The organism is Paenibacillus zanthoxyli JH29 (assembly GCF_000520715.1).
Lineage (GTDB): Bacteria > Bacillota > Bacilli > Paenibacillales > Paenibacillaceae > Paenibacillus_AQ > Paenibacillus_AQ zanthoxyli.
Genome location: NZ_ASSD01000625.1, coordinates 1 through 383, shown reverse-complemented (window position 1 = coordinate 383; position 383 = coordinate 1). Strand labels below are relative to the sequence as shown.

Below are 383 nucleotides of genomic sequence, written 5' to 3'. Positions count from 1 at the left end.
TTGTACAAAAGCGGCAGGAAATCGGGAAATGGTCGTCAGTTTGGAACGACTGCGGTATCAGAAACAGGCTCGGGAAATTCTGCGAAGTGAGGAAGGTTACGCCTTGGCCGTACGTCGAATGACGGAGCCCGAAAGTGTATTTGGACAACTGAAAAACAACCGGGGCTTCCGGCGATTTCTGCTTCGCGGCATGGAGAAAGTGACGCTTGAGGTCGGGTGGCTTTCCCTTGCCCATAATGTACTAAAACAAGCCGCAGTGGACCAAAAACGCAAAACAGCGATTCTCCAATAACCGGAGAATCGCTGTTTTGCTGACTTTTTGCGTTTTCTAGAATGAAGAAGAACTGTCTCTGACTTTGAAAATCTACTTATGGGACAGCTCC

The 383-nt window shown here is 48.6% G+C and carries 1 protein-coding gene; it reads left to right on the top strand.

Going from position 1 to position 383, the window contains the following annotated elements; translation table 11 throughout:
* A partial coding sequence (locus L691_RS31555; RefSeq protein WP_198023105.1) for a transposase occupies positions 1 to 292 on the top strand: 292 nt, incomplete at its 5' end.
* Positions 293 to 383: the final 91 nt, after the last annotated feature.